Source organism: Mycolicibacterium sp. HS_4_1 (assembly GCF_054515875.1).
In genome coordinates this window covers 2,139,339-2,165,407 of sequence record NZ_CM137261.1, presented here as the reverse complement: position 1 = coordinate 2,165,407, position 26,069 = coordinate 2,139,339, and the positions used below count along the sequence as shown (strand labels likewise).

At 62.5% G+C, this 26,069-nt stretch carries 26 protein-coding genes; 12 read left to right on the top strand and 14 right to left on the bottom strand.

From position 1 onward, the window contains the following. Position 1 precedes the first annotated feature (1 nt). Positions 2–1,201, top strand: a complete 1,200-nt coding sequence (locus ACX12F_RS10285) for an acyl-CoA dehydrogenase family protein (protein ID WP_459369465.1) — start codon at positions 2–4, stop codon at positions 1,199–1,201. A gap of 66 nt (positions 1,202–1,267) precedes the next feature. Then, positions 1,268–2,548: an MFS transporter gene (locus tag ACX12F_RS10280; RefSeq protein WP_459369464.1), complete on the top strand. Its 1,281-nt coding sequence runs from the start codon at positions 1,268–1,270 to the stop codon at positions 2,546–2,548. 65 nt (positions 2,549–2,613) lie between these two features. Here ACX12F_RS10280 and ACX12F_RS10275 read toward each other — a convergent pair whose 3' ends face one another. Continuing rightward, positions 2,614–3,408: an LLM class flavin-dependent oxidoreductase gene (locus ACX12F_RS10275; protein ID WP_459369463.1), complete on the bottom strand. Its 795-nt coding sequence runs from the start codon at positions 3,406–3,408 to the stop codon at positions 2,614–2,616. Between the two features lie 336 nt (positions 3,409–3,744). On the opposite strand from ACX12F_RS10275, the gene ACX12F_RS10270 reads away from it, so the two are divergent. Then, entirely contained in the window at positions 3,745–4,026 is a 282-nt protein-coding gene (locus ACX12F_RS10270; RefSeq protein ID WP_459369462.1) for a hypothetical protein, read from the top strand. 157 nt (positions 4,027–4,183) lie between these two features. On the opposite strand, the gene ACX12F_RS10265 is transcribed toward ACX12F_RS10270, so the two are convergent. The 5 genes from ACX12F_RS10265 to ACX12F_RS10245 all read right to left on the bottom strand — a co-directional run bounded on the left by ACX12F_RS10265 (position 4,184) and on the right by ACX12F_RS10245 (position 7,600). After that, complete coding sequence (locus tag ACX12F_RS10265) at positions 4,184–4,477, bottom strand: hypothetical protein (protein ID WP_459369461.1); 294 nt, start codon at positions 4,475–4,477, stop codon at positions 4,184–4,186. Between the two features lie 291 nt (positions 4,478–4,768). Further along, complete coding sequence (locus ACX12F_RS10260) at positions 4,769–5,281, bottom strand: hypothetical protein (protein WP_459369460.1); 513 nt, start codon at positions 5,279–5,281, stop codon at positions 4,769–4,771. An 86-nt stretch (positions 5,282–5,367) separates the two neighbouring features. Further along, a complete protein-coding gene (locus ACX12F_RS10255) occupies positions 5,368–6,075 on the bottom strand; it encodes a DUF4241 domain-containing protein (RefSeq protein ID WP_459369459.1) in 708 nt (235 codons plus the stop codon). A 568-nt stretch (positions 6,076–6,643) separates the two neighbouring features. After that, positions 6,644–6,994 carry a PLD nuclease N-terminal domain-containing protein gene (locus ACX12F_RS10250; RefSeq protein WP_459369458.1) on the bottom strand — a complete coding sequence of 117 codons (351 nt, stop codon included), beginning with the start codon at positions 6,992–6,994 and terminating at the stop codon, positions 6,644–6,646. A 63-nt stretch (positions 6,995–7,057) separates the two neighbouring features. Further along, a complete protein-coding gene (locus ACX12F_RS10245) occupies positions 7,058–7,600 on the bottom strand; it encodes a hypothetical protein (protein WP_459369457.1) in 543 nt (180 codons plus the stop codon). 667 nt (positions 7,601–8,267) lie between these two features. Here ACX12F_RS10245 and ACX12F_RS10240 point away from each other — a divergent pair. Beyond that, positions 8,268–8,855: a helix-turn-helix domain-containing protein gene (locus ACX12F_RS10240; protein ID WP_459369456.1), complete on the top strand. Its 588-nt coding sequence runs from the start codon at positions 8,268–8,270 to the stop codon at positions 8,853–8,855. A gap of 504 nt (positions 8,856–9,359) precedes the next feature. Here ACX12F_RS10240 and ACX12F_RS10235 read toward each other — a convergent pair. After that, the gene (locus ACX12F_RS10235) at positions 9,360–10,046 is read right to left on the bottom strand and encodes a Crp/Fnr family transcriptional regulator (RefSeq protein ID WP_459370300.1); all 687 of its coding nucleotides are present in this window, start codon (positions 10,044–10,046) and stop codon (positions 9,360–9,362) included. A 727-nt stretch (positions 10,047–10,773) separates the two neighbouring features. Between ACX12F_RS10235 and ACX12F_RS10230 the strand changes: the two genes are divergently transcribed. The 5 genes from ACX12F_RS10230 (at position 10,774) to ACX12F_RS10210 (ending at position 15,394) form a co-directional block, all read left to right on the top strand. Continuing rightward, a complete protein-coding gene (locus tag ACX12F_RS10230; protein ID WP_459369455.1) occupies positions 10,774–11,445 on the top strand; it encodes a Crp/Fnr family transcriptional regulator in 672 nt (223 codons plus the stop codon). A gap of 260 nt (positions 11,446–11,705) precedes the next feature. Further along, positions 11,706–12,047 carry a TetR family transcriptional regulator gene (locus ACX12F_RS10225; RefSeq protein WP_459369454.1) on the top strand — a complete coding sequence of 114 codons (342 nt, stop codon included), beginning with the start codon at positions 11,706–11,708 and terminating at the stop codon, positions 12,045–12,047. After that, positions 12,044–12,397: a VOC family protein gene (locus ACX12F_RS10220; RefSeq protein WP_459369453.1), complete on the top strand. Its 354-nt coding sequence runs from the start codon at positions 12,044–12,046 to the stop codon at positions 12,395–12,397. Before ACX12F_RS10225 ends, ACX12F_RS10220 begins: the two co-directional genes overlap by 4 nt. A gap of 387 nt (positions 12,398–12,784) precedes the next feature. Beyond that, entirely contained in the window at positions 12,785–13,801 is a 1,017-nt protein-coding gene (locus ACX12F_RS10215) for an AurF N-oxygenase family protein (RefSeq protein ID WP_459369452.1), read from the top strand. 105 nt (positions 13,802–13,906) lie between these two features. Next, positions 13,907–15,394: a flavin-containing monooxygenase gene (locus tag ACX12F_RS10210; RefSeq protein WP_459369451.1), complete on the top strand. Its 1,488-nt coding sequence runs from the start codon at positions 13,907–13,909 to the stop codon at positions 15,392–15,394. 144 nt (positions 15,395–15,538) lie between these two features. Here the strand turns inward: ACX12F_RS10210 and ACX12F_RS10205 are convergent, their stop codons facing one another. Beyond that, entirely contained in the window at positions 15,539–15,745 is a 207-nt protein-coding gene (locus ACX12F_RS10205) for a hypothetical protein (RefSeq protein ID WP_459369450.1), read from the bottom strand. Positions 15,746–16,583: 838 nt separating this feature from the next. Beyond that, positions 16,584–18,299: an aa3-type cytochrome oxidase subunit I gene (ctaD, locus tag ACX12F_RS10200; protein WP_459369449.1), complete on the bottom strand. Its 1,716-nt coding sequence runs from the start codon at positions 18,297–18,299 to the stop codon at positions 16,584–16,586. 750 nt (positions 18,300–19,049) lie between these two features. Between ctaD and ACX12F_RS10195 the strand changes: the two genes are divergently transcribed. Next, on the top strand, positions 19,050–19,469 hold the full coding sequence (locus ACX12F_RS10195) for a sigma 54 modulation/S30EA ribosomal C-terminal domain-containing protein (RefSeq protein WP_459369448.1): 420 nt from the start codon (positions 19,050–19,052) through the stop codon (positions 19,467–19,469). Then, a complete protein-coding gene (locus ACX12F_RS10190) occupies positions 19,456–19,911 on the top strand; it encodes a pyridoxamine 5'-phosphate oxidase family protein (protein WP_459369447.1) in 456 nt (151 codons plus the stop codon). The genes ACX12F_RS10195 and ACX12F_RS10190 overlap by 14 nt, the downstream gene beginning before the upstream one ends. A 98-nt stretch (positions 19,912–20,009) precedes the next feature. Here the strand turns inward: ACX12F_RS10190 and ACX12F_RS10185 are convergent, their stop codons facing one another. The 3 genes from ACX12F_RS10185 to ACX12F_RS10175 form a co-directional block, all read right to left on the bottom strand. Next, positions 20,010–20,288 carry a WhiB family transcriptional regulator gene (locus ACX12F_RS10185; RefSeq protein ID WP_459369446.1) on the bottom strand — a complete coding sequence of 93 codons (279 nt, stop codon included), beginning with the start codon at positions 20,286–20,288 and terminating at the stop codon, positions 20,010–20,012. A gap of 96 nt (positions 20,289–20,384) precedes the next feature. Further along, a complete protein-coding gene (locus ACX12F_RS10180) occupies positions 20,385–21,362 on the bottom strand; it encodes an acyl-ACP desaturase (protein ID WP_459369445.1) in 978 nt (325 codons plus the stop codon). 229 nt (positions 21,363–21,591) lie between these two features. Next, positions 21,592–22,209 (bottom strand): vitamin K epoxide reductase family protein, encoded by a 618-nt coding sequence (locus ACX12F_RS10175; protein WP_459369444.1) that lies wholly within the window; start codon positions 22,207–22,209, stop codon positions 21,592–21,594. 274 nt (positions 22,210–22,483) lie between these two features. On the opposite strand from ACX12F_RS10175, the gene ACX12F_RS10170 reads away from it, so the two are divergent. Beyond that, entirely contained in the window at positions 22,484–23,725 is a 1,242-nt protein-coding gene (locus ACX12F_RS10170; protein WP_459366463.1) for an IS256 family transposase, read from the top strand. Between the two features lie 107 nt (positions 23,726–23,832). Here ACX12F_RS10170 and istB read toward each other — a convergent pair whose 3' ends face one another. Further along, positions 23,833–24,645, bottom strand: a complete 813-nt coding sequence (gene istB, locus ACX12F_RS10165; protein WP_459366461.1) for an IS21-like element ISMyma9 family helper ATPase IstB — start codon at positions 24,643–24,645, stop codon at positions 23,833–23,835. Next, positions 24,645–25,862 (bottom strand): IS21 family transposase, encoded by a 1,218-nt coding sequence (gene istA, locus ACX12F_RS10160; protein ID WP_459370284.1) that lies wholly within the window; start codon positions 25,860–25,862, stop codon positions 24,645–24,647. The genes istB and istA overlap by 1 nt, the downstream gene beginning before the upstream one ends. Positions 25,863–26,069 lie beyond the last annotated feature (207 nt).

Here is a 26,069-nt window from a genome sequence, read left to right as displayed (position 1 = left end):
CATGGTGCGAACTTCGGCGCCCAGGACGCACGCGCACGTCGTCGCTGTCGCAGAAGAATTCGCCGCAGCGGTGAAACCTGATGCGGCCGAACGTGATCGAATCGGCGCCGTGCCCCAGGCAGAGGTTTCCGAGTTCGACACCCTCAGCCTGCCGGCCATCACAGTGCCGATCGAAGACGGCGGAGACGGGCTCGGGCCTCGGACTTTGGCCGAAGTTGTCAGGATCATCGCAGCGGCCGATCCAGCCCTTGCCCAGGTGCCACAAGGCCATTACCTTGCCGTGGACATCCTGCGCCTGCTGGGCACTCCCCTGCAGCGAGCCCGCATCCTTCCCGCCGTCGTCAACGGGGCGCGCATCGCACCGGTGCTCGCCGAGCGCGGCGGCCATCATGCCCAGGATCTCAAAACCCGCCTGAGCAACGACGGCACGCGCTGGCGGGTCGACGGCACCAAGTACTACTGCACCGGCGCCATCACTTCTCGGTGGCTGGCAGTCAGCGCACTCGATCGCGACGACCGTCTCGTGCTGGCATTCGTCGAACGTGACGCACCCGGTGTGACCATCGACGAAGACTGGGCCGCCATGGGGCAACGCTCTACCGTGAGTGGGACCACCACTCTGGATGGCGTCACGATCGACGGCGACTTGGTCGTACCCTATTGGTCGGCATTCGAGAAGCCGCAACTTCTCGGCGCACGGGCCCAATTGGTCCACGCAGCCATCGAAGCCGGCATCGCGGAGGGCGCCCTCGCCGACGCCGGCGAGTTCGTCCGCACCCGCAGCCGCCCGTTCTTCGAGGCGGTGCGCTACGGACAGGCCAACACGGCGAGCGACGATCCGCACGTCCTGCTGCGATTCGGCCAGCTCGCCACCCGGACCCGCGCGGCTGTCCAGCTGTTACGTTGGGCTGCAGGGGAACTCGAAGACATCGGTCTTGACGTCGGTGATTCCGACGCTGCCGCGCGCGGCTCGATAGCGGTGGCCCAGGCCAAAGCCTTCAGCAGCGACGTCGCCGTCGACGTAGCCAGCCAGGTGTTCGCGCTCACTGGGGCAAGCGGAACCGATCGCCGGTACGCCCTCGACCGACACTGGCGTAATGCCCGTACCCACAGCGTGCACGACCCCGTCGACTGGAAGTACCACCACATCGGTGCGTGGGAGCTTTCCGGTGTGACACCGCCGAATCACGGCCAGATCTGAATACCCTTTCGATCCCGCGGATTCTGAATATCCGGACGCCGACCGGCACCCGATAGCGTCGGCCACATGTCCGCCAATCTCGAAGAGGCGCAAGCTGATTCACCCACACTGAAATCGCAGCCGTTGAAGCCGGCGGTGTTCGTGGCAGTGACGGCGGGATTGGGGTACGGCTTTGACTCCTACGCCGTGAACATCTACGGCTTGGTGTTGCCCGAGATCAAGAAGACCCTGCAGATCACCGAGGCTCAGGCCGGCTATATCGGATCGATCTTCCTGGTCGGCTACACCATCGGGACCATCGGATTCGGTTTCGCCGCCGACCGGTGGGGCCGCAAGGCCACGCTCGGTGCGTCGATCCTCCTCTACGGCATCACCACGGCATTGGCCGGCATCACCACGAACCTGGCGGCATTCACCGGCCTGCGCTTCCTCACCGGCGTGGGCGGCGCCGGCGAACTGGCGGTCGGTGCCCCCTATACCGCCGAGGTGTGGCCGACCAAGACCCGGGCGATCGGCGTGGGCGGGGTTATCTTCTCGTTGTTCTCGCTCGGCTACGTCCTCGCGGCGGCGGTTGCGCTCGTGCTGGTGCCACGGTTCGGCTGGCAATGGGCATTCATCGTCGCCATCGTTCCAGCTGTGATCTTGTTTCTTGTCCGCCAAGGTATTACCGAATCGCCGCGCTATACCGAGGTCGACGAAAGACGAAAGCAGGACGGCACTCCGAGGGCCAAGCTGTGGAAGCTACCCGGGGTACGCCGGCGTCTGGTCGTGGGCTGGTTGATCTACACGGCGAACGCGGTTGGCTACTGGGGCTCCACCCTGTTTCTCACGACGTACATCGTCAAGAGATTCCACGCATCCACCACCGATGCGATTCGCTACGCCCTGGTGTTCTTCCTGCTGCAAGTCGTCTTCGTCTTTCTGGGCACCGCGTTGGCCGACAGATTCGGTCGCCGTCCTTCGGCGGTCCTCGGTGCCATCATCGCGGCCGGTTCCTCCATCCTGGCAGCCACCTCGGATTCGATGGCCGAATACCAGGTCTACGGTGCAATATCGATCGCCACCCTCGGTTGGCTGTGGGGAGTCGGCGACGCGTATATCTCCGAGCTGTTCCCAACGGTGCTGCGGGGCACCGGATTTGGCGTCGCTGTCGGCGGCGGCCGCATCGTCTCGATCGCCGCGCCGACCGTCGTCGGCTGGGCCATCGGTCACTACGGCGTACAGGCGCCGTATCTGGCGCTATCGGCGATTTGGCTGCTCACGGTCGTCGGCTACCTGTTGGGCCCCGAGACCAAGGGCAAGGAACTCGACGACCTCGCGGACGAGGCGCTGGTATCTCCCGTCTGAAGTTGACGACATTACGGAGGGGCGCAGACCGCCGACTCCCGGCGCGCGAGAGACCCGGCAACTCGTCAGTTCGGGCGGCCGGCGTTTATCACCCGCAGTACCTGATCTGTGCCGTCGCCAGGCCAGAAAGCGTGCATTGCCCAGGTCGCGCCGGCGCGGGCAAACTCGGCCGCGTCAGTACCCGGGCGAGTCTTGACGGCGATATCGAAACCTTCACAGCTGCCGCGCAATTGGTCGATGGTGTTGGCGATCTGGGCAACCGTCGACGCGTCGCCTGTGAGCGGAAATATGCCGTCATGGCGGGCGGCTCGTTCGACTGGCTTGCCGCTGTGGCGTGCGGTGCCGAACCACAACGGGATTCGCACCTGCTGCGCGGCGTCGGGTAGCGCACGCACGTCGTCGGCGACCAGCTGACCACGATGTGTGACGGTTTCACCGGCCCACATGGCCGTCAACAATCCGACACCTTCATCAAGCAGGCGCCCGAGTCGCCGCGCGTCGGCGTCCTCTCCGACCGCGGAGTATTCCCGGCCCCGATCGTCACCGGTGCCCAAGCCTAGAATCAGCCGTCCGCGACTCAGCCGATCAAGTGTCAGGGTCTCCCGTGCAAGTTTGAGGACGCGGCGCCGCGGTAGCGGTGTGACCATCGGCCCCAAACTGATTCGACTCGTGTTGGACGCAGCAGCTGCCAATGTGACCCAGGGATCGGCGATTTCCCACTGGCCGCCGATCGGGCTCAGTATATGGTCCCAGACAAATAGGCCGTCCCAGCCCGATTCCTCGGCGGCGATCGCGATGTCGACGATGGCTTGAGGGTCGGCCAACTCGCCGAACGGCGGCATAAAGATTGCGTGGCGCACCACGACACCGTAACACCGAGCTCACCTGCGGCTTGCCGCCGAGAGTGTCGGCGAAAGCCATCGGTCCGCACGCCTCCTACGGGTTAGCCCTCGCACTGAATGAGCTGGTGCACAGCACCTTTGACGGGCTATCTCAGTTCGAAATCCCGAGCGGGTGCAGTAGCGTCTGGCCCAGCAAGCCCCCAGATCGGTGTAGATACTCACTCCGTATGGCGGGATATCGCCGTGGTACAACATTTCTGGCGTGCCCGCGTAGGCGGGGTGTTGCTATGACAATGCGCCCTCTCGGGTGATCGACGGCATCAGTACAGGCGTGACCGCTGGATGTTGTCCCAAGTGGGCACGACGGTAACGGCGCGTTACCACGGCGGCGATCAAGGCCACAGTGCCGCCAGCGCCTACCGGCAGCGTGGTCGATTGACGGTCAGCGAATATCGATTGGCACTGTTCGACATAGTTGCTCGCCACAAACATCGGTCCGCCGCTGGTGTGCTGATCGAAATTGAGTCGGTCTTGCTCTTGGGCGACTTCGAAGCGTGGGTGAAAGCCGGTCCCGCATGGGATCGGGAATCCGGCCCGGTCGACAGCTCCCAGGTGCACTGGCGTTGCCGTGGATAGCAGCGCGCCGAGGACTGCGGCGGTACCGCTGAGAGCGAGTAGTCGGCTTAACATGTTGCTCTAGTTCCCCTTTCGAGATGGTATTGCCGCCTCGGACGGCTCCCCGATCGTTGAATCTGTGCACGATTCGTTGCGGGCTGGTTGCTGGCTGGTGGTGTCAGGCTGCTGGTCCAGGACTGCGGTGCCGGCAGTCTTCGAGTTGACGGCCGAGGCGCTCGGCGATGGGGCCATCTGGGTGGTGCAGTGCGCGCCAGGTGTCCAGTTTCTCCATGAGGGCATCCGGAAGTGTGAGTTGTTCGCGCTCGATGACTGCAATTAACGACTCGATCAGGCCGCCAAATTCGCTGATGCCGAGGTCGATGTATGCGTTGTTGAGTTGCGTGGGTGTCAAGCGAGAGCGGATGCAATCCACCAACTCCCACGCGACGTCGGATTCGCTGGTCAACGACATCGTCGGTACTCCTTACGCTTGGAGCGCTGTGCCCTTCCACGGCGGGCTCGATCGCGGTCAACAGCATGTACTCGGTGTTTATCTCGTGAGCGGTGGGTCGGCCTGGAAGGTTCCGGATATTCTGAACCGTCGTGGCGGTACCGCCGCTTTGTAGGGTTAGTCGTTGCTGGGGGCGGGAACCGAACGTGCGGATCACGTGATCCCGAACACACCAACGCGTCGCTACCAGAACGCAGCCGGTTGAGTCGTTCACGGTTGTGCGTCTTGTTCTCGGACGCCGGCGCACGCAGATCAGGGACGCCGACGTCTCACGAGCCAGTACACGCCGCGGATCACCAGCCCGATACCCACCGGGACCGAGACCACGAGCACCCAGGGAAGAACCTGGCCGAAGCCGAACATGATGCTGTCCAGTGGGTTCTGCGGACCCACCTTCACCGTCAGGGCATACCGGCGGCATACCTGGCCGCCGTTCGTCGATTCAACGAGACTGACTCTCGTGGTTCCTTCTTGCTTTGCCCGGTACCGCTCGGTGTAGGTGCCATTTCCGACCCCGGCCGGCGGCTTTCGCCCCCATTGGTAGCGCGAACCCAGTTTGTTCAGGACGTGAGGATTGTCGATATGTTCTTCGCGCCACTGGCAGAAGGTCTGGTCGTAGTCGTCAGCGAGGACGATGTCGAATAATTGACCGGTCAGGACGTGGACCTGGCCGCCGTTGTCGTCGTCCGTGGCCATTGCGTCCGGTTGCGGCGCGCAGCCAGCGATCATAAGTGCCAGCCAGCACAGCAGCGCGACGCGCAACATGGTCGACAGCCTCCGCGCGGACCGTCTCGCGGTGGACCCTAGGACGTTCTTTGGCGTTGCGCCGGAGGCTTTTTGGCGCCACATGGTTACATGCGCCATCTGCGCCGCCAAAACAACTCGGCAAGCGTCCGTTTGTCTTTCACGGGCGACTTCACCGACGAATCTGGCGATGGCGCCGCGACCGGCCTGTCGGTGCCCGCGATGTCGATGAGCGCTAAGTCGATGTGGATCGCGACGGGGCGGTCCTCTGCGTCGAAGCTGGCCAGGATGGGGATGGACGTGTTGTCGACCAACGTCTTGCAGGTGATCACCGTGGCCCCTCTGTCGCTGCGCACTTCGGAGAAATTACTGGGGCTTTCCCACGCCCGCTCCCAGTCCTGGTCGAGGGCCTCCATGTCCGCCTCCGTTATCGCATCGCCGTCGTGCACCAGGACAATCCCCAGATCGGTGTAGACACTCACTCCGTAGGGTGGAATATCGCTGTCGTACAACGCCTCCGGCGTTCCCACGTAGGCGGGGGCCACATCAGATAACTGCACCGATAGGTACGCGGGCCGCAGCACAGGTTTGTCAGCCGTGCCCGCCGGCCGGACGTAACACTCGGTGGCCCAGACTCGGTGATCCCCTGCCCGAACAGCGAGCACGACCTGCGGGCGCGCGCGGTCGTAGACGTCACGGATCGCCAAGCGTCCGGATGTGACCGGCAGCCGACCCAGCTCAACGTCGCGGCTACCGGGGGTTGACGTCCACACCGGAAACTCGGATGCAGGCACGCGGTTCGGGCTGGTCGACATCGTCACACCTTTCGGTTCAAACCCGATCCGTAGCTCTTTGAGCCTCAACACCCGGCGATGGACATTGCGTTCCAGCGGGACTGTCACCAGACGGTACGCCCGTCACCTCGACGAGATGCTGCTCTCGTGTCGGACGCCGGTGGCACACGCAATGACCGGTTCGCACCTACCGGGCCGGCCGGGCCGCCTTGCACTATGCGAGGACCGGACACTGCAAACGGCCCGTCCGACAAGTGACAATATGCAAGATTGGTGCCACACCTGCGACCGGAGCAGTCGCCGAATACCGCAGGCAGCGCATCCCAATTATGTTGAGCGCCGACGACTGGGTGGCGCTGGCCGTACAACCCGACATCGAGATACCCGATGCGTTCGATATGGGCACCTCGCGACCGTTCGGGCACTACGAGCCCTGGGCGAAAGTACCGCGTTCGGTCATCGACGGCATCGTGTCGGTCGCTGTCACCGGACCCCTAGCAGGACAGACCGTTTCGTTGAGCGGCCGGCAGCCTGACGGGCGCGTGCTTGTGGGGTTCGTTGGCGACCCCGCCGCAGCACGGCGCCCGGATCAGTCCGCATCATGGCCGTCGGTGCCGTCTTGTGCACGTTTGAGTTTGGCGGCACGGCGTTGTTGCTCGGCTCTTTCGCGGCAGCGCCGCAGGAATTCCTCGTCAGCGGCAGGATCCTCCGGAATGAAGCGGCCCGGTTTGTCGTACTCGGGGAACCGTCGATCTGCGAACGTGCCATTGCGCGGCGTCGCGACGGCCGGGCGTCCGGCAACAAACCAGGCGATTGATCCGGCCAACGGGAGCAGCAGGACGATGAAGATCCACGGCACGCGCGGCAATCCACGCACTTCATGATCATCGGTACAAGCGATATCGACGATCGCCAGCAGCAACACGAGCACGTCGAGCACACCGAAATACAGCATCCTTGTGACCTTTCCTTGACGCCATGCCCACGGCCTTTCGTTGAGTTGTCAGTTCACCGATGACCGGCGCGGTGCGAACGCCTGGCTCCATACCTGGCGGCATGCGACGCCGACGAGCACCAGCACGAAGACGATGACCAGGTTCAGCTGTAGGCCACCGAAGGGGTGGCCGGCACGCTCGTAAAGTGCGGTGAGGATGACGGCCGCTCCCAGGACGGGAGCGGCGATGGTGCCCGTGCCGGCGGGCCAGCGGCCGATGGCGATGGCTTCGACGACCGCAGCGATGATCACCACCGCCAGCGCGCCGATAACGCAAGCCGAGATGGTGTCTGCGGCCACAAAACGGTCACCAAGGCCCGGAGGCAGATGATCGGTCAGCGGCGTGTACGCAGTCCAGCCTCGATCGGCCCGATTCAGAACAGTCATGGACAGTGAGCCGCTGCTGTAGTCGGCGTATCGGCGCGGGAGGCCATAGGAGGTCATCTCCGCCATAAGTCGAGCGACCACGAACACCCACCACGCCGCGTCGCCGGTGATATGGGCGATGCGGGCGATCAGGTATCGGCGGCGCGGTGTTGCGGTGGGACTCATTGTCCTACAGCGTTATCGGGGTTCACGGGCCGTGAGCCTCCTGGCTTTAGCGTCGGCCCCACCGTGGTCGGCCGCGCACGAGGGCGCGCAAGACACCTCCGCAGCAGGGTGATCGCGCTGAGGTCTGAGGTTCATCCAGCCGTCATCGGTGACGAACAGCGTGAACCGAACCGGCATCAGCTGCGGATCCGCCGCCGCCCCTCCCGTGGCGAATACGCATGGCGCGGCAGCCATAGCGAACACCACCGACATCACCATTAAACAACCCGACAACCCAGTGCGCCGCAGCATGCATAGCCCCCCTTGCGAATGCAGGCTCCAAGCCCCCCGGCTTGCCTGCGACTCACGCGATAGGGCAAACAATCGCATGAGCGGACTGGCGCGTCAACTCCTGCCGCGAGGTCGACACCGGAACTCCCGGCACGTCCCCCTCTACCCGCACCTTCGGCCGCGCTGGCCACGGCCGGGTTCATGACAGCCGCGGCACCTGCAACGTCAGTTGCCAACCGACCGGAAACTAGAGCCGAAAGCCCCAACATCGGTGGTTACGTGGTGAAGAACATCACATGAACATAACCCCCGAACTGTGTAAGCATGCCTATGCACGCGCCAGTTCGTTGCGCACGCAGTCATTCTGGGGAGGATGACAGAGCAAGGGGGAAGTCACTTGACCATGTCCGTCCAGGCGAGTCGTAATCGCCTCAATACCAACTCTATTGGCTTCGATCGGCTGGCTGATGCGACACCCGACCCGGTGACCGAGGCACGACCCGCTGACAGCGATAGCCATGCCTCAAACCAGACCGATCAGGCTCGCACCACTTTCCCGAGACAACACCACCGCGGAAGGGAATCGATCGATCCCGGCACCGTGGCAGCACGTCTAAACCGGTTGTTCGACACGATCCGCCCACCCGGCCGCGGCCCGCTGCGCAACTACGAGGTGCTTAAAGCCCTGCGGGCCCGCGGGATTGAGATGTCTGCGCCATACCTGTCCCAGCTGCGCGCCGGCAGGCGCAACCACCCCAGCCTAGATATGCTGCATCACCTCGCCGATGTCTTCGGTGTGTCCGTCGCCTATTTCACCGATGCAACCAGCGCCTACACCCGGTACTTGGAAGCTGAATTATGTTGGCTAGAGATGGCACATGATCCGGAGGTCCGCATGATCACCACGTCGCTGCTCACGTTTCCGCCCGATATCCGTGAGGACATCCTGCAATCTGCGGGTTCCCTGTACGGCGCGGCCGGATAGACCAGATGGAGCCTAGTAGCGCTGGTGGCGAAATGTCTGGTCAAACTGATCGACGAGGTCAATCGTCAGACGAGTTCTCAGACCGGCTCGTGCATCGGATATTGGGTGTATACGCCGCGTGGGGGTCCGGCCCGTTCGAATTGATCGGTGCGACGTTCCGCCGCCTCATCGAAAAGACACGACGCGCCCCTGAGCCGATTCGTCGAATACTGTGGGGGCAACAACGCTAGCTGAACGTGGATTCAACTCATCCGCGGCGTGCCTCTAGGCCACCGACCACCGCGTCGCCGCCGCCCTCGATGACGCCGACCATCAACGATCCCGAACAGCTCACCCGCTATGAACGACTGCGCCCGTGGGTCAACCTCGGTAGCCACAGCCTCCTGGCCATCACACCGCAAATCGTTGACGGAATCCGTTTCAATGCAAACGAATGCACGCGGGTATGAACCGGCCAGTCCAGGAACTGATCGGCGTCACGAGGGTGCGGGGACTTGCCTTCACTCAGTAGGCCGGCCCCGACCTATGCTGATTCGAACCGCGAGCGGCCAACGCTGCCGGATCATGGATGTCGATTGCCTTGGCGCGCAGCCGCACCCATCCGCGATCGGCGAACGTGGAGAGCACCTTGCACATCGATTCACGACTGGTACCGGCCAGCTGACCAAGCTCCCGAGTGTTCAACTCGTGGCGGACGCGCATCACCCCGTCTTCGGGCCTGCCGAACCGGTCGGCCAGGTCGAGCAGCAGCGTGGCGACGCGCCCGGGGACATCAGTGAAAATTTGTTCGTAGACAACGTCATTGGTGCGCCGCAGCCGGTGCGCCAGCAGACGAAACAGCGGTCCGGTGACCTCCGGATGCTCGGCCATGCACGATCGCAAGCCGTCAGCAGTCAATATGTAAGCCTGTACCGCAGTCAATGTGGCCACCGTCGATGTGCGCACTCCCGGGTCGTACACCGCAAGCTCACCGAAAACGTCCCCCGGGCCCAACAGGCTGATCACCCGGTCCTGGCCTCGTGATCTGCGGCTGACTTTCACTTTGCCGGACTCGATGAGATAGAGGCAATCGCCGGCGTCACCTTCGCCAAACACATTGTGCCGCCGGGGATACCATACCGGCTGCAGATGAGCGGCGACGGCCGCGACGAGATTTGGCGCTGAGCTCTCAAAGATGCTGTCGCGCAACAGTGCTTGCTTACCCGAAACATCTTGTCCACCTGAACCATCCGGCGTATAAAGTGCGACGCCGGTCGCTGCGTATCGACTACCTTCCATCGACCTACCGACCCCCATCCCCTACCTACATATAAGGTGACCCGGCACGCTATGGCCGGACATGTGACACCGGTAGAGTCAAAGGTCCCGAGCAGTTTGGACACGACGCTCGTTCGTGGAACGCCTGGGAGCCGCGATAACAACAGTCCTTGCGGCCCTGGTGACGGAGCTAACTCCAATACCGATTACCCGTATCCGCAACTGTTGCGTCAATTACATTTTCGGGTTGCCAGGACGCTACGCCGTGTTGCCTGAGTTAATGTAACCGTCGTTGTCACATAGATAGGTGACGTTGGGTAGGCATCCGACTCGACTATCGCCCTCCCCCTAGCGGTAGCCACCGGATTAGTTCTGCACTGCAGTTCGGCCGCCTGATTCGTGGGGCGTGCCGAGCACGGAGAATTTGAGTGTTGGAGGAAAGGTTATGGGGGCGTCAAGTACCAAGGCGCATCGGTGGCAAACGGGGTGATTGTTGCTCAGCCGCTGAGCTGCCTATTGGCGATCGAGTATCCGCTAGGGCAAGACTGCTATCGCGCGGCGGAGTCGCGTACACGCGAGCAGCCCACGCGGACTGTGGACTTCCAGCGTCCGCCCGGTCCGCCCGGTCCGCCCACCGCGCCGCCGATGCCCGGGAGACACGGTGGGTGAGGAATTGCTGCGCGCCAGCATCTTTGGCGACTTTGCACCGGACATCGTCGCGGCCGTGGCAGCCCATCTCGAACCGGTGTCATTTCCTCGCCGGCACACCGTGTTTCACGAAGGCGACGCTGGCGATCGGCTCTACGTCATCGCGACCGGCAAGGTGAAGGTCACCCAAATGCTACGGGGCCGAGACCGCGTCATCGAGTTGTTGGGCCCGAGGGACGTATTCGGCGAGCTGTGGGTGTACGGCCCAGGGCTGCGTCTACGCACGGTGACCACGCTGACTTCACTCCAAGGCGTGACATTGACGGCCTCGGCTTTGCAGTCGTGTATCGCTGCTTATCCCGCAATCACCGAACAGCTGTTTCGGGTGCTGGCGAGCCGGCCGCGGCACGGCCACGACGTTCTCGGCGAGACTGGCACCACCGCCGTAGCCAGCCGCGTCGCGACATTACTGCTCGACCTGGCCAATCGATTCGGTGGACCCGAAGACGGAGCGATGCGCATCTACCACGAGCTGAATTACAAAGAACTTGGCCAGCTGGCCGGCACTACTCGCGAGTCGATGAACAGAGTGCTATCGGCGTTCGCCGAAGAGGGATGTATTCGACTACACGGCAGGGCAATCGACGTCTGCGACGCGGCCGCGTTGGCGAATCACGCGACGTGATATCGCTGCCGGTTTCCGCCTCATCGCTAGAAGCAACGTGAACCGATCTTCGACACAGGCAAGCACGCGACGGCGTGACCTGACACAGATGTGGGACTTTGGGCCCTACTAGCCATGTAGTCGAGCAGGAAAACTCGGCACTCGCTGTTCAGCCGAATGCCGCTGGGATATTGGCGGAGAGGAGACTCGTGGCGCGCAGGCCGACGACAGGGGCTCATCAACGCCCGGCATCAAGGTCGACACCAGAGCCGAGCGCACGCATGGCGCTGGCTGCACGTCATAAGCGCGGTCGTCCCCTCACACCGAGGGCAGCGCCTTCGCGCGAGCTGATCGTTCACTCGGCTCGCACAGTCTTCAACGACGTCGGCTACTCAGCCACAACACTTCAAGAAATCGCCGCGCGGATCGACGTCGCCAGGACCTTGGTGAGCCGTGCGACGAAACATGCTGTGCGACTGAGCTTCCCGAGCCACGCGCCGGTCGCTATCCATGGACCTGCGACCGTGGCATACTCCGATACCTACGTCGGCGAGCGATTCCGCGCCGCATCGCCGACACCGCCCGAACCTAGGAACGCTGTCGCCATGGGAGGCAACAAATGAGCGAGCATGAAGTCAAAATGATCATCCTGTCCACTGATGATTTGGACGAATCGATCCGGTTCTACAGCGACACCCTCGGAATGCCGCTCAAGTTCCGCGACGGAACCCACTTCGCCGCGCTCGACGGCGGGCCGATAACGCTCGCATTGGCCACCGCGTTGGATCATCCCATCCCCGGACGGATCGTTGTCGGCATCAAGACCACCGATGTCGACGCTGCCGCGAAAAACATCGAAGCCAGCGGTGGCGGCATCGTGAAAGGACCGTACAACGACGCACACGAACGTCGCGCCGTTGTCTACGACAACAAGGGCAATGCCTTGGTCTTCTACAGTCCCCTACCCCGGTAAAAACTCCGCACCGTGGGCGACAACTGCCCGAGGTAGCGCCGCATTTCGCGCCAGCAGGGTCTGATTCGCAGCCGCCCCGCCCGCCCATGGCTGCCGAGTAAGCAGAGCGATCCGAAGAACCGCCAAACGTTGCGTCAGCTGCGAATCATCCTGTGGTCCAGCTCAAGTCGTTCAGATGCGCCGCTTTGATGGCAAGGACTCGGCACCTCCTGCCGGGTGCCGTCACGGGGGCGCCTCAAAGCTGGCCGCGACGGCCGGCTCTTGCGACGGCCGAGCAGTTGTCCACACCAGTAGGGCCTTTTGGCCCTACTCACAGATGGTGATACCGCCGGTACTGTCCGTGTACACACAGTGGGTGTATGTAAACCCGAGCGGGAGGTTGAACGGATGGCTCGCACCAGGATCGTCAAGCGCTGGCGCAAGAACATGGACGTCAGCGATGACCAGGGGTACCGCGAGATCCTGTCGACGTTGTCAGAGGGGTCGGTGCGACGAAATTTCCATCCCTACAAGGACATCGAGTGGGATACACCAGCGTTCGATGTCAAAGCAGACGACCCGCGCTGGATTCTTCCTGAATCGGACCCGATCGGCGCTCACCCCTGGTACCAGGACCAGCCGGTCGATCGGCAGATCGAGATCGGCATGTGGCGCCAGGCCAACGTCGCCAAGGTGGGCGAACAGTTCGAGAACATCCTGATCCGTGGTCTGATGGAGTACTCGTTTTGGGTGCCCAACGGCTCCCCGGAGTACCGCTACTGCTTGCACGAATCGATTGAAGAATGCAATCACAATCTGATGTTTCAGGAGATGGTGAACCGGATCGGCATGGATGTGCCCGGCATGCCACGCTTGCTCAAGTGGTTGCAACCATTGATCCCATTGACCGCGGGCCCGCTGCCGATCCCATTCTTCTTCGGCATTCTCGGCGGCGAAGAACCCATTGACCACATGCAAAAGAACGTTCTGCGCGAGGGCAAGGACTTGCACCCGATCATGGAGCGGGTCATGGCGATCCACGTCGCCGAAGAGGCCCGGCACATGTCATTTGCACACCAGTACCTGCACAAGCGCGTGCCGAACCTGCCCTCGCGCCAGCGACTGTTGCTGTCACTGTTTGTCCCGCTGGTCATGCGCATCCTGTGCTCAGCAATCATCGTGCCGCCACGCGCGTTCTGGGCGAAATTCGACATTCCACGCTCGGTACGCAAGGAGGTGTTCTTCGCCGCGCCCGAGTCGCGCAAGATTCTGCGGGACACGTTCGGAGATGTCCGAATGCTGTGCCACGACACCGGTCTGATGAGCCCGATCGCCAAGCTGATGTGGCGGATCTGCAAGATCGACGGTCCGCCAAGCCGCTACCGCGGTGAACCGCAGCGTGAACGCCTGCTCTCTGTCGTGTAGTCGCCGTCCACCGTGTCTGAAATCGGGTCGGCCCCCGTCGACGCGTACACAGCTTCGTGCGCTCGACCCGCACATAACTCCCTACATTGAAAGGCCTTGTCGGCTATGGCTGATATCGAAAACCTCGACGTGCTGATCATCGGCGCCGGCATCTCCGGCATCGGCGCCGCCTACTACCTGCAGCGTGAGCATCCCGGCCGCAGCTATGCGATCCTGGAGGCCCGCGGTACCACCGGGGGCACCTGGGATTTATTCCGCTATCCGGGAATTCGGTCGGATTCTGACTTACACACCTTTGGTTACCAATTCAAGCCCTGGCTCGACGAGCATGCGATCGCCAGCGCCGACAAGATCCTCGCCTACCTACACGAGACGGTCGCGGAAAACGGCATCGATCAGCACATCCGGTTCCACCACAAGGTACTTGGGGCCGCCTGGGATTCCGCCAGTGCCTCATGGCTCGTGGACATCGAGCGGACCGGCCGACAGGGGGCAGATCCAGAGCTCGTGCAGCTCTCGGCCCGCTGGCTATTCTGCGGGAGCGGGTACTACCGGTATGACCAGGGCTACAGCCCGCGGTTCACCGGTGCCGAACGGTTCACCGGACAGATCGTGCATCCCCAGCAATGGCCCGAGGATCTCGACTATGCCGGCAAGAAGATCGTCGTAATCGGCAGCGGCGCAACCGCGGTCACGCTCGTTCCAGCGCTAGCAGGTACGGCTGCCCACGTCACCATGCTGCAGCGCTCGCCGACGTACGTGATGCCGGTACCAGCCAAGGACAAATTCGCCAACACCGCCAAGCGACTCCTCGGCGACGAGCTCGGGTACGCGGTGGCCCGCCGCAAGAACATCCTCAGACAACGCGCCGTGTACACGTTCTGCCAGAAATACCCAAAGGCGGCGCGGGCGGTGATCCGCTGGTTCAACGCGCGGAGGTTGCCCGGCGGGTATCCGGTGGATGAGCACTTCAGCCCCCGCTACAACCCCTGGGATCAGAGATTGTGCGCGGTACCCGACGGTGATCTGTTCGCTGCGCTCAGCGACGGAAGCGCTTCGGTGGTCACGGATCGCATCGCGACGTTCACCGAGACGGGCATCCGGTTGGAATCCGGGCACGAACTTGATGCCGACATCATCATCACCGCTACCGGTTTGAACATCCAGCTGCTCGGCGGGATGACGCTGAGCGTTGATGGGCAACCTGTGGACGTGTCTAAGACGGTGGCCTACAAGGGCATGATGCTGTCCGGTGTACCGAACTTCATCTTCGCCTTTGGCTACACGAATTCGTCGTGGACTTTGAAGATCGACCTCTTGTGCGAGCATTTCTGCCGCCTACTGAGGCACATGGATAGCCACGGCTACGACATGGTGTGGCCGGTAGCCGACCCGAGCATGGAAACCCTTCCCCTACTGGACTTTTCAGCAGGATATGTACAGCGAGCTCTAGCGGCTATGCCTCGGCGGGGCATCAATGAGCCGTGGCTAATGTCGATGAACTACAGCTACGACGTCGCAATGCTGCGCAACGGTCCTGTCCTCGATCCGAATCTCACGTTTCAGAGGGCTGCCGCAACGACCGGCTCGTAGACGACCGCCGCACTGGGCCGTATCGCCGATTGACGCCAACTCCGGCCGTTCGATAGGTGCCTTCTCAACAACCGCCCACCGGCCGGAACGATCGGAATCGGCCCGATGAGTCTGCACTCGTTCCACGTAATCTGCTTGTCTGGCTCAACGGGCGGTGCTACGGCGCTTGGAACCCTTCACGGCCGGCGTCGTGGACACGGCGAGGGGGTCGCAGGACTCGTCGCGTTCGGGCATTGATGCAACGTCGCCGAATACGGCGCCGTCCCTTACTTCGCGAATCAGGTTGCGGTTCAACACCGCCCCAGCCGCGCCGATGCCGGAGAGCATCGTTCCCTCGACCCAGGTCCCCATGCACTACTGGCTCCGGCGACGAAAAGGCCTCCCACCGGGTGCGTTTCTTCGACAGTGAGGGCGAGTCCTGCCAGCCCCCATAATTCCGGATCCGCCGGCACGTAGGTCATCACCTCGATGGAGCTCTGGCCCGCGGGGGGCCAAACCAGATACCGGGTCTTTGATCGAGTAGAGGGCACTGGCTGACCGATCCCGCGACAGCGCAGAGGTCACGACGGCCGAGCGCGAACCAAATCGGTCATGCGTGTTTGGTAGGTTGCGGCGTCGATCTGCCCGGCGAGACGCTGTCGGACGATGACCTCCTCGCACCTGCCTGCCCAGTGGCGTCCACGCCGCGGGCGTCGAATCACCGCGTAGATCACGGCACCCAACTCGACGGCGGCAACAAGCAACGCCACTACCTGTCCGGTGCCGACCGGTCCGGCCTCAATCATCTCTTCTCACTTTTACTTTGGTCGCTCACAGTGCACTGTCACCGACACAGCGTCGAGCACGGATGAGACCTGCGGTAGGGCCATAAGGCTCTGCGTCTGAAGCTCAAGGTGCCCGCACCTTGAGCTCGGAGGCACGCCCGTCGATGATCAGACTTCTCTGGGTGGGACTGCCCCCAGTTTGGTCGACTCCTGGCCTGTGAGGATTCGTCCCTGCTGGAAGGATCACCACGACGGCGCCATCGGGCTCGGCATCGCACAGCACAACGTTCGATGATGTGATGGCGCCGTCTCCTTCCTGTTGACCATGTTTGGTGCGAGAGTGCGTTAATGCGCTGTGCTGCAGTACCCGCCTGTGCGTGCCCGAGAGTCCGCGCATCGTGATCTGAGCACTATGCGAATCCCCCTCAGGGCGACGGGCTGTCGGTTTTGTGCCGACGACTGATATGGGCTTCCGCGCGCATCCGCTCGACCATGTGCGGGTAATGCAGCTCGAACGCCGGTCGCTCCGAACGGATCCGGGGTAGCTCGGTGAAGTTGTGCCGCGGCGGCGGGCACGACGTCGCCCACTCCAGGGAGTTGCCGTGACCCCAGGGGTCGTCGACCAACACCGGTTCGCCGTAGCGCCAGCTCTTGAATACATTCCACACGAACGGCAGCACCGAGATACCGAGTAGGAATGAGCCTGCAGTGGAAACGAGATTGAGTGTGGTGAACCCGTCGGTGGGCAGGTAATCCGCGTAACGGCGCGGCATACCGGAATCGCCCAGCCAGTGCTGCACCAGGAACGTGGCGTGAAACCCGATGAACGTCAGCCAGAAATGCAACTTACCGAGGCGCTCGTCGAGTAGCCGGCCCGTCATCTTCGGGAACCAGAAGTAGATGCCCGCGTAGCTGGCGAACACGATGGTGCCGAACAGCACGTAATGGAAGTGCGCGATAACGAAATACGACTCCGTGACGTGGAAGTCCAGCGGCGGGCTGGCCAACAGCACGCCCGACAGACCACCGAGCAGGAACGTGATCAGGAAGCCCATCGAGAACAGCATCGGCGTCTCGAACGTCAACTGCCCCTTCCACATGGTGCCGATCCAGTTGAAGAACTTGATACCGGTCGGCACCGCGATCAGGAACGTCATGAACGAAAAGAACGGCAGCAGCACCGCTCCGGTGGCGTACATGTGATGCGCCCACACCGCGACCGACAAAGCGGCAATTGACAACGTCGCGTAGATCAGGGTCGTGTAACCGAAGATCGGCTTGCGGGAGAACACCGGAACGATCTCCGATATGACACCGAAGAACGGCAACGCGAGGACATATACCTCGGGATGACCGAAGAACCAGAACAGATGCTGGAACAGCAGCGCACCGCCGTTGGCCGGATCGTAGATGTGCGCCCCCAGACGGCGGTCCGCGGCCAGGCCGATCAGCGCGGCGGTCAGCAAGGGGAAGATCATCAGCACCAGGACCGAGGTCACCAGGATGTTCCAGGTGAACACCGGCATCCGGAACATGGTCATACCGGGGGCGCGCAGGCACACCACGGTGGTCACCATGTTGACCGCACCCAGAATGGTGCCCAGGCCACCGATGGCCAGGCCAAGGATCCACAGATCAGCACCGGCACCCGGCGAGTGGATCGCATCCGACAACGGCGTGTAGGCCGTCCAACCGAAGTCCGCGGCGCCACCGGGAGTGATGAACCCCGACAACGCAATCAATGCACCGAAGAAGAACAGCCAGAAAGATAGTGCGTTCAAGCGGGGAAACGCCACATCAGGGGCACCGATCTGCAGCGGCAGCACCAGGTTGGCAAAACCGAACACGATCGGAGTGGCGTAGAACAGCAACATCGCCGTGCCGTGCATGGTGAACAGCTGGTTGTACTGCTCGTTGGAGAGGAACTGTAGACCCGGCAGCGCCAACTCCGCGCGGATAAACAGCGCCATCAAGCCGCCGATGAAGAAGAAGGCGAAGCAGACGACGCAGTACATCATCCCGATCAGCTTGTGATCGGTCGTGGTCACCAACTTGTAGATCAGGTTTCCCTTGGGACCCATCCGATCCGGGAACGGCCGACGAGCCTCAAGCCCTGCGATGGGGGGCGCTTCGGCGGTCATCAGATCGCACCCATGACCAGATGCCGGTATTGCCCAGCTTCACCGAAGACCAGAACCCCAACAGCTCGTGGCGTCAATCGCTTCACCCGTAAGACCTTCCATGCCGACGCATATCGCAAATGCCGCAGAAGCTATTGCCGGCGGGACGGTGCCAGTAGGGCCAAAGGTCCCTAGGTGGAGTGGAAAGTGTTGGCCCACAGCGTCTTAGCCGAGGGGACCGGCCCGGATTGCGTCCGTCTGTGTTACCTGTGCCACAAACGATCTGGTATCCGCGTGGGCTCACTCCGATGCGGGGACTTTGGACCCTACTGGCTCGCGCAGTGGTCCCGCAGACTCGACCCTCATTGCCAACGCCAGAACGTCGGTAGAGAGGGGGAACACTTGGCGCGCAGCCCCATGCCTGCCATGGCCCGCGAGGTCTACGTGTTATCGGAAGGCCAAGTGTCACCGCCGCAGGCTGCGCAGGTCGCAGCAGCGGTGGGTCAGATCCTCGAGCGCCGACACATCACGGGGGACGCCCGGGTACGACTGACCACGCGGGATGGTCTGGGTGGGCCGCTGCTGATACAAGTGAACCTGCAGGTTCGAGACAAACCAACCCGCATGCAGGCAATCACCGCCGGTGTGGGTGATTTGGAGGTGGCCCTCGGGCGGTTGGATCGTCAGATCGTACGAACGAGGGAACCGTGGCGACCACGCCCCTGGCCGGACCGAACCCGCCGGATACTGTCCGCGGTCGGAGGTCAGCCCGTGATCGGTCGGCGTAAACACGTTGCGCTGCAGATCAGAACACCGTTGGAGATGGTGGCCGTCATGGACTCGATGGACTTTGACGTACATCTGTTCACGGACCACGAAACCGGCGAAGACGCAGTGGTATACCGGGCCGGACCGTCGGGGCTCCGGCTGGCCCGCCAACGGCGTATGTATCCGCCGGGCTGGTCTTGGGCACCGGCCAGGGGCGCCGCTCCCCCAGTACCGCTGATCGTCAATTCCCGCCCTACGCCGATACTGACGGACGCCGAGGCAGTCACTCGCATCAGTGAGCACGGTTTGCGATTCCTGTTCTTCACCAACCCGAACACCGGCCGAGGCCAGCTGCTCTATCCACGATATGACGGCAGCCTCGGCCTCCTCACCCCCGCGGTGCGACACCATGACCACGTCTAATCGTTCGCCGCGCGCCATCAAGTCTGCCCTGGTCGCCCTCAACGACGTCGAGGCCATGAAACTCGTCGCCAGCGTCGACCACGGACGGATCATCTTCACCCGCAACGCTTTACCAGCCGTCCGACTGGTGAACCACCTGGTCGACGACGGGCGGGTGATCCTGCGTACCCGACTGAACCCGGCCCTGACGAAGGCAGCACGCCCAATCCCCAACATCGGAGTCGTCGTTGCCTATGAAGTCGATCAACTCGATCTCCAGGAGCACACAGGCTGGAGCGTCGTCGTGACCGGGATGGCCACTACGATCAGCGATCCCGAGCAGCTCACCCGTTATGAGCGACTGCACCCGTGGGTAAACCCAGCTAGCGACAATGTCCTCGCCATCACACCGCAGATCGTCAGCGGAATCCGGATCAGCGCAACCGAATACATTCGAGAATGACTCGACCGGGCCAGCAGGCCCACGCTGTGCGCGATCGTCGCAATTCGCATGTTGACGGACCACCGCATGCAGGATTGCACTAACGGGAGTTCACCACTTCAGGCAAGTAGCCGCGCTCGCTCCGCTTGTGTGAGGCCGCCCCACGTACCGTAATGTTCCGGAACTCGAAGAGCATGCGCGCGACACTTGGCGCTCACCGGGCAGCCGTTGCAGATCCGCTTGGCGCGGTTCTCGCGCTCACGCCGTAGCTGCAGACGTTCGCCTTCAGGCGAAAAGAATATGCTCAACTCAGTGCCTCGGCATCGTGCCAGAAGCTGCCATTCCCATACATGCGATGCCGGCCCCGGTAAACCAGATAGAGATTCCGGCAATCTCACGCCCACATCCTTCCGTAGCGAATTGCAAAGGCGCCCAGTCGCTCTACAAGATCCAGCGGCTACGTCTGAGTTTCAAACTGTTCAATACATGTCCGATCATGCCGGTGCGGCCAACCTTTCGGCATTGCGGGCAGCGCGACTGAGGCGACGCTCCTTGGCTTCATCGAACTTGACGCAGGATTCTTCGAGCTTCTCGAGAAGGACACCCAGATCGTCTCTCGCACGCGCGCCGTCACCTGTGATGTCCTCGCGTTCGAAGATTCGCCATTTTCTGAGCTGAGGCATGACGATCTCCTCCAGGTGGACGCGAGGATCGTAGATCCCGCCGACCGCAATCGTGACCGCCTTGCGGCGGAACGCTGGAATGGTGTAGCCCGGCATCGTGAAGTTGTTGAGAATCCGATATACCGAAGCGATGGCCTGATTCGGCTCGAGTTCAAAGCCGGCCGCCGAGATATCCCGATAAAAGAGCATATGCAGGTTCTCGTCCGCCGAAACACGTTGCAGTAGTTGGTCGGCAATAGGATCGTTGCACGCCTTGCCGGTGTTGCGGTGCGACACCCGCGTGGCCAGTTCCTGGAAGCTCACATACAGGACGGAATCGAAGAGGCTGTTGGCGAAGAGCTTGCCCTGCTGATTCTGCCCCGGCGAGAAGCCGCGGGCAATCTGCTCGACGCGCAGTTTTTCGAGTTCGACCGGATCGCTGGCGCGAGTCACCACGAGGTAGTCCCGCAAGGCGACACTGTGCCGATTCTCTTCAGCGGTCCAGCGGTTGACCCATTGACCCCATGCGCCGTCCATGCTCATGTTCATGGCGATTTCGCGGTGATAGGAAGGCAAATTGTCTTCCGTGAGCAGGTTGACCACCATGGCAATCCTGGCGACCTCCGACAATTGCGACTGTTCGGGGTGCCAATCCTGACCGCCCAGCGCGTAATAGTTCTTGCCGTCCGACCATGGGATGTAGTCGTGAGGATTCCAGTCTTTCATCATCGACAGATGCCTGTTGAGCAGGCGTTCCGCCACCGGTTCCAACTCGTGTAGCAATCGGAGGTCGTTCGAGTCCTTCGCCACTGTCACTCCTGAGCGTGTATCTGTAACTTGCAGTCCCATTTAAATGGCTGGCGTTGGAGCGCTGGTAGGGACTTTTGTCACCACCCACTGCGAGAAGTAGCACGGCGCGGCGATTGGACCGCTTCGCGCACATTCTGGGCAGCGTCGGTTTCCTTGGGCCCCAAGCCCGTCCGATGGCACTTGAGCGCAGCATTGAACAAATGACCCAGGCCGAACCGCGGACGTCACGCTAGATAAGCGTGGACCAATAACTCCAGAATCGATCGAGGATCAGCAACGCAATCGCGGTGATCCACACGGCGTACAACGGCCATCGCCACTGGTACAGGGTGTAAAGAACTTTGTTGCCAGCCCAGGGCCGCAACGCAATTGGAGACACCACGACCAGCAGCCCCATGGTGACGACCCACACCACCATGCAGTACGGGCACAAGGCGCCGATCTGGTACAGGCTCTGATAGATCAACCAGTGCACAAACGCTGCCCCCAGCACCGAGCCACCGGCGGGGCCAGCCCAGTACCACCGCGGCAGCCGAATTCCCGCCACCGCCAACACCCCCGTGACAATCACCACGCTGAAGGCAGCGATGCCGATCAGCGGGTTCGGAACCCCGAACACCGAGGCCTGCTTGGCCAACATGACCGACCCGCACGACAGCACCGGGTTGACGCTGCACGAGGGGACATACGACGGGTTCTGCAACTGCCGGACCTTCTCGACCGTCAGCACGAACGCGGCCACCCCGCCGATGACGCCGGCAAGCAGAATCCACACTGCGTCAGGGCGACTGACCGCCACCCCCACCGGCCGCGGCGATGCCTCGGCGTCAATCACAGATGGGGCCACCGATGCACACAGGCCAAATGCACCGTCGCATGAGCCAGGTCGTCTTCTGCTGTCGACGTCACGATCCTCATCTCCTCCGCCCACAGTGAATGCGCGCCCCAGCGACACACTCAGTCACAACTGACGTATCCGCGGCCAGAAGCGATGGACCATACCGCCGCCACCAGGACGACGGGGATGGGACTGTCCGAACAACGGTGGATCTGATCTTGGTCTGACACGCCGAGCGTGAGCTTGGCGGGAAGGACTGACGATGTCAGAAACACTCGAATCTATGGCGATTGACCTGGATCAACGGCAGCTAGCGGAGCAGCTGCTCGCACAAGCGAAGGAACAAGGCGTCGAGCTGGTCGGCCCGAATGGGCTGCTGAACCAGTTGACCAAGAACGTGCTGGAAACGGCACTGGATGCCGAGATGGCCGAGCACCTGGGCTATGACAAGCATGACCCGGCTGGCCGCGGCAGCGGTAATTCCCGCAACGGCACCCGGACCAAAACGGTGTTCACCGAGATCGGCCCGGTCGAGATCGACGTGCCGCGGGACACCAACAGCTCGTTCGAGCCGCAGATCGTGAAGAAACGTCAACGGCGCCTGACGGGGATCGATGAAATCGTATTGTCGCTGACGGCAAAGGGATTGACCACTGGGGAGATTGCCGCCCACTTCGCCGACGTCTACGGAGCCACGGTATCCAAGGACACCATCTCGCGGATCACCGACAAGGTGGTCGGCGAGATGACCGAGTGGTGCAACCGGCCGCTGGAGTCGGTGTATCCGGTGGTGTTCATCGATGCGATCTTCGTCAAGGTCCGCGATGGTCAGGTCACCAACCGGCCCATCTACGTCGCGATCGGGGTCACCTGCACCGGTGAGCGCGACATCCTGGGCCTGTGGGCCGGCGATGGCGGTGAGGGTGCAAAATTCTGGTTGGCGGTACTCACAGAGATCAAGAACCGCGGCACCGCCGATGTGTGCATGGTGGTCTGTGACGGCCTCAAAGGGCTGCCGGAGGCGATCAACACGGTGTGGTCCCGCGCGGTGGTGCAGACGTGCGTGATTCATCTGCTGCGCAACACCTTTCGTTACGCGTCGCGTAAGTACTGGGATCAGATCGCCAAGGACATCCGGCCGGTCTACACCGCGGCAACCGAGGCTGCGGCCAAGGAACGGTTCGTCGAGTTCACCGCCAAGTGGGGTGCGCAGTATCCGGCAATCACGGCGCTGTGGGAGAACGCCTGGAGTGAGTTTGTGCCGTTCCTGGACTACGACGTCGAGATTCGTCGCGTCATCTGCTCGACGAATGCGGTCGAATCCCTCAATGCCCGCTACCGGCGGGCGATTCGGGCCCGCGGGCACTTCCCGACCGAACAGGCCGCGCTCAAGTGCCTCTACCTGGTGACCCGATCCCTAGACCCCACCGGCCGCGGTAAGGCACGATGGGCGATGAGGTGGAAGCCCGCACTGAACGCGTTCGCGATCACCTTTAACGGCCGGATCACTCCGACTGGCAACTAACCAAATGCCAGGATCAGATCCACCGTTTATCTGACAGTCCCACGGGGATCAACTGTCAGCTCCGGTCGAATCCTGAGCAGCCTGCTCCGGTCGAAAAGTGAGCAGGTTTACGGGGTTGAGTCTGCCTGACGATCGACTTCTACGGAGGGCAGTGACTCGATCGCGGTGTGTTTGATGCGGTAGCTGGTGCCTTTGAGGGCGATGACGTCGGCATGGTGGACGATGCGATCGATCATCGCCGAGGCGATGGTGGCTTCACCGAAGACCTGTCCCCACCGCGAGAACGGCAGGTTGGAGGTCAAGATGATCGACGACTTCTCGTATCGGGTCGAGACGAGCTGGAAGAACAGGTTGGCTGCCTCGGTGTCGAACGGGATGTAGCCGACCTCGTCGATGACGATCAGCCCGTAGCGGGAGACCTTGCGCAGTTCGGCATCGAGTCGGTCGATGCGGTGGGCTTCGGCCAGGCGAGTGATCCAGCCGGTGGCCGGGGCGAACGCGACCCGGTGCCCGGCGTGGGCGGCGGCGATGGCCAGCGCGGTCGCCAGATGGGTTTTGCCGGTGCCTGGCGGCCCGAGCAGCACGATGTTGCGGGCTTCGGCCAGCCAGCCCCCACCTTCCAGTCGGGCGATCTGAGCGCGATCGACGGCGGGTTGAGCGGTGAAGTCGAAATCAGTGATCGTCTTGATCGCAGGGAAACCCGCATACCGGATACGTTGGCGTGCACCGGATTCAGCGCGGGCATTGGACTCCACCGCCAACACCGCACCCAGATAGTCCTCCAACGACCAGTTCGCCGCCCGGCCTTGCTCGGCGAGACGGTGATAGTGCGCGGCGATCCGCGGAGCTTTGAGGAGGCGAGCTTGATGGGCGATGAGCTTGTCGGCATCACCTGGGGCCGGGGTGCGCTTGGTGGCCATCAGGCGACCTCCCCAGTCCCGAAGATCGCGTCGTAGGCACTCAGGTCAGCGACCTCGACGCTGACATCGAGATGAGCGCCGGCGGTCGGGCGGGTACGGAACTGCTCGCGCAGCACCGCCGCAGCGGCCACGTGTTCGGGGTCAGACACTAATCCTGCTGTGCCCCAAAGTCGTTCATGATCAGCAACCACACGATCGCCACACAGGCCGGTGATTCGGTCCAGGCTGGCCCGCAGGGTGATCATGCGGCCGATCACCTCCGGATGGATCGAGTACGAGTTGCCACCGAGGCTGAGGTAGTAGTCGCGGCCCAGACGCGTGGTCACCGTCGTGCCGGTCACCGGGGCCACCGGCGGTAGCGTGGCCATCGCCGCCCGGTCGGCGACGAGTGCGTCCGCGGGGATCATCCGGGTGCCCGCGTGGGTGCGCCTGTTGGCATACGAGGCCAGCCAGCCGTGCAACTGAGCATTGAAATCGGCCGGTGAGGCGAAGGTGCGCCCGGGCAGAAATGACCTACCCAGGTAGCCGTTGGCGCGTTCCACCACCCCTTTGGTTTCGGGATCATAGGGCCGAGCTTGGATCAGTCGGGTTCCCAACACCCCGCAGAACCCAGCCACCCCTTGAGCGAGGCGGCGGCGTTGACCAATGCCGGACTCGTTGTCCCACAACAGACTCCGAGGAACGCCACCGATGTTCTCGGCGATCAGCTGCCACATCCCGGCCAGCAGATCCCCGGTTACTCGCGACGGAATCATCACCGCGGCGATGAACCGCGAGTAGGCGGCCACCATCACCAGCACCGGAAACGACCGAGCTACTCCGCCGTGATCAGGGACCAGCTGGCCGGGGAACCACAGATCGCACTGCACCTGCTCACCGGGCAGATGCACCAACCGGTCGCTGGGATCGGGTGGGGTGTACTCCGGGCGGATCCTGGTCACGTTCTCTGCGAACCAGGAATGCCCACCCGTCCAACCGACCCGCTCAGCGATCACGGTCGTCGGCATCAGCGGAAACTCGGTGAGCAAGGCCCGTACCGCTGGTTCGATCTGCGCCCACGCCGAGGTCTTCACCGGCGCCCGCTCATAACACGGTGGTGCATCCGCCCGCAACGCTCTGGCCACGGTGTTTCGCGACAAGGACAGCCGCCGCGCGATCGCAGCTTGCGACAGTTTCTCCGACCGATACAGCCGGCGAATCTCCGCCCAATCCTCCACAGTGATCACTCTCCAATCGAAAGGTGAAGTGCTCACTTTTCGACCGGAACTACCTGCTCACTTTTCAACCGGAACTGACAGATCAACAACAGGATCGATCGAGTCAGCGTACACATGAGAATCCCCCAATGTTTGCCAGAATTTGGATTATGGCGACGATAACGCCTCTTCCTAAACCCCAGCCTCTATGTATAGCCGACTAATTAC